General features: G+C 63.5%; 3 protein-coding genes. All 3 read right to left on the bottom strand.

Translation table 11 applies throughout. The annotated features are described in order from the left end of the window. Positions 1–16: 16 nt before the first annotated feature. From mamA to MTBLM5_RS17280, 3 genes are read right to left on the bottom strand one after another with little or no spacing between them, the layout of a single operon-like run. Positions 17–670, bottom strand: coding sequence for a magnetosome protein MamA (mamA, locus tag MTBLM5_RS17290; protein ID WP_254431114.1), 654 nt, complete (start codon positions 668–670; stop codon positions 17–19). Positions 671–704: 34 nt separating this feature from the next. Next, positions 705–1520 carry a magnetosome magnetite formation protein MamP gene (gene mamP / locus MTBLM5_RS17285; protein WP_254431113.1) on the bottom strand — a complete coding sequence of 272 codons (816 nt, stop codon included), beginning with the start codon at positions 1518–1520 and terminating at the stop codon, positions 705–707. A 39-nt stretch (positions 1521–1559) separates the two neighbouring features. Then, positions 1560–2480 carry a sulfite exporter TauE/SafE family protein gene (locus MTBLM5_RS17280; protein ID WP_254431112.1) on the bottom strand — a complete coding sequence of 307 codons (921 nt, stop codon included), beginning with the start codon at positions 2478–2480 and terminating at the stop codon, positions 1560–1562. Positions 2481–2654: the final 174 nt, after the last annotated feature.

Below are 2654 nucleotides of genomic sequence, written 5' to 3'. Positions count from 1 at the left end.
CGCCCCTCATACGGCCTCAGACCGAGGCCCCTTCGTCAAGTTCATTGGCCTTCTTGAAATGCGGCAAGGCTTCCTCGTGCCGGCCCATCTGCTCATAGCTGAAGGCGATGGCGCGATGCACCTTGCCTTCATTGGGACGCAGGCCCAGCGCGATCTTGAAGCTGTCGATGGCTTCGTCGAAGCGGCCGAGGTTGTCCAGCGCCACGCCCAGACGGAACCGGACGTTGAAATTGATGGGATTGGCCTCGGCCACCTTGATCAGCAGCGGAACGGCCAGATCGTACTTTTGCACCTGCACATAGGTCAGGCCGAGAACGGTCGCCACCTTCACGTTGTCGGGCGCATCGGTTAAGGAACGTTCGAGTAGTTCGGTGCCGCGATCGACGGCGCCGGTCTTCACATAGGCGATTCCCAGGTGCAGAGCCACATCCACATCGAAGGCATCGGCGTCGTAGACCTGCTCCAGCAGCATGACGGCCTGGGAATAGCGCCCGGCCTTGGCGTGAGAGATGCCCTTGTCGCGGTAATACACCTGGCGGATGTCGTCGTTGACGGAAAAGGCCGCACGGAACGCATCGACCATGTTCATTCCGAGCTTCTTCGCCACCGAAAGGCCGTAGTGGGCGTAAAGAGTGACCTCGTCAAGAATATCCGACGGCTTGCTAGACATAGTGTTCTCCAAAATCCTAATCAGGTGGCTCTGATCACTTTATGACGTGGCAGGCTTCGCACGGCCCGCGCACTTCGTGAGGATTGACGCTCCGGGCGACCATATCACGCGTGATCGTCGGCGGGGGCAGGCTTATCAAATCTGGGTCGGGGGTCAACTCGAACCCCTGGCCGATGGGGTGGCAATCGGTGCAGGCGCCGCGATAGCCGTGGGGGCGCGGATCGCCCGCCAGGATCATGGGCGCGCCTTCCAACTGGGCGAAGCCCAGGCCGCCCTCGGCCTCGCGCAGGACCACCGTCAGCTTGCGCACCACCGGAGCCCCCGGCCGGTTGTCCTTGCGCAGCACGCTGATCCGCGCTTCGGAGCGGTTGGCCACGGTCCGGCTGGCGGCCTTGAAACTCTCAATGTCGGTGACCGGGGTATCGTCGATCCTGACGATGACATCGCCGGCCAAAAGCCCGGAAAGCGCCGCGTTCAGCGTGACTTCGCCCAGCAAAACCCCCTGCAGGCCGCGCGGATAGTTCAGCTTGCGGGCCAGTTCCTCGGTCATCAGGCGACCGTCCATGCCCTGCCAATGCCCTTCGAACACCTTCAGCTTGCGCGGAACGAAGTTGGGCAGCGGCGATTCCGTCGCCGGCGCGGTCCCGCCGCCCGCCGCAGGATCGGGCTCCACCGGCATGGCAACATTGGCCGCCTGGGGATACTGGGGCTGGGGAAAGGCCACAGGCGCCGCGACCGGCCCTGCTGCCACCGCCTGGGACTGCGTATTCGTGGCCTGGGGCGCGACCGGCCCCTGCCGCCCGATGACGAGCGCCAGAACAACGGCCAGTCCCACGACCAGAAGCGCCACCTTGCTATTCATGTCCGGCCAATCCCAGCATCATGATCATCACACCGAGGTCAGCATCTTGAGAGCGATAGCGGCCATGGTCGCCGCATACACGCCCTTGAGCACCCGCACCGGCAAGACCCGCATCAGGCGCGCTCCGATGATGCCGCCCACATAGGCGCCGGGAATCATCACCAGGGCCAGGGTCACCGGCGCTTCCCAATGAATCAGACCCGTGCTGGATCCGTGGAGGAAGGCCACTACCGAACCGGCCACCGAGGCCCAGAACACCAGGACCGAACTGTTGGCGATGGCGTTTTGCAGGCTGATGCGTCCCACATAGCGCTGCAGCGGAACCTCGATGACGCCGCCGCTGATGCCGAGAATACCGCTGAACAGACCCATGGGCAGCCCCAACACCGCGGAACGGGCATGGCCTTCCGGCAAGGCAAGGCCGCTGGCCTTGGGCCTGGAGGTGCCGTCTGCCAAAGCCATCAATTCGTCCATCTCGTCTTCAGCCTCTGCGGCGGAAATGGACTCGGCCGTTTCCTCGCCGGCATTGGGCTGAAGAATTTCCATGACCGCCTTGCCCGCCATGATCAGAGCGAACAGGCCCAGTAGAATACCCACCACAGAATCGCCGATGGCGTTGCCGATGAAATAGCCCAGGATCACGCCGGCGATGCCCCAGGGAATCAGCGGCTTGACCTTGTCCCACTGGACCAGTTGAGCCTTGTCGTTGCGCAATGAGGCCGCACCGTACACCACCACATTGGTCAGAAAGACCACCGGGCGGATCAGATACATGCCATAGCCGAAGAAGACCATCATACCGGCGACCTGGAGCACGCCGCCGCCCATGGTCATCATGCCGCCGGTGACACCCGCCGCCAAGGCGAGCATGACCAGGCCGACGATATCGGCGACGGAGTATCCGCCGATCTTTGCACCCCCGACATGGTCTGTGTCGATGAAGGGCATGCCCGAGGGAATGGACGGCGCGACATTGCCCTTGACCACATTGCCTTGCACGACGTTCATGCCCATCCCCGGAATGGCTGTCGGTCCCCCGACCACCGCACGGGCCTTGGACCACCAATTGGTGGAACCGGCAGCGACGGTCTGAGTCTGAGGTTGGCCAGGTGCCGTGGCGGA

Source organism: Magnetospirillum sp. LM-5, from assembly GCF_902729445.1.
Classification (GTDB): Bacteria; Pseudomonadota; Alphaproteobacteria; order Rhodospirillales; family Magnetospirillaceae; genus Magnetospirillum.
Note: the sequence above shows the minus strand (reverse complement) of the source record. Positions and strands in the feature narration are given on the sequence as shown.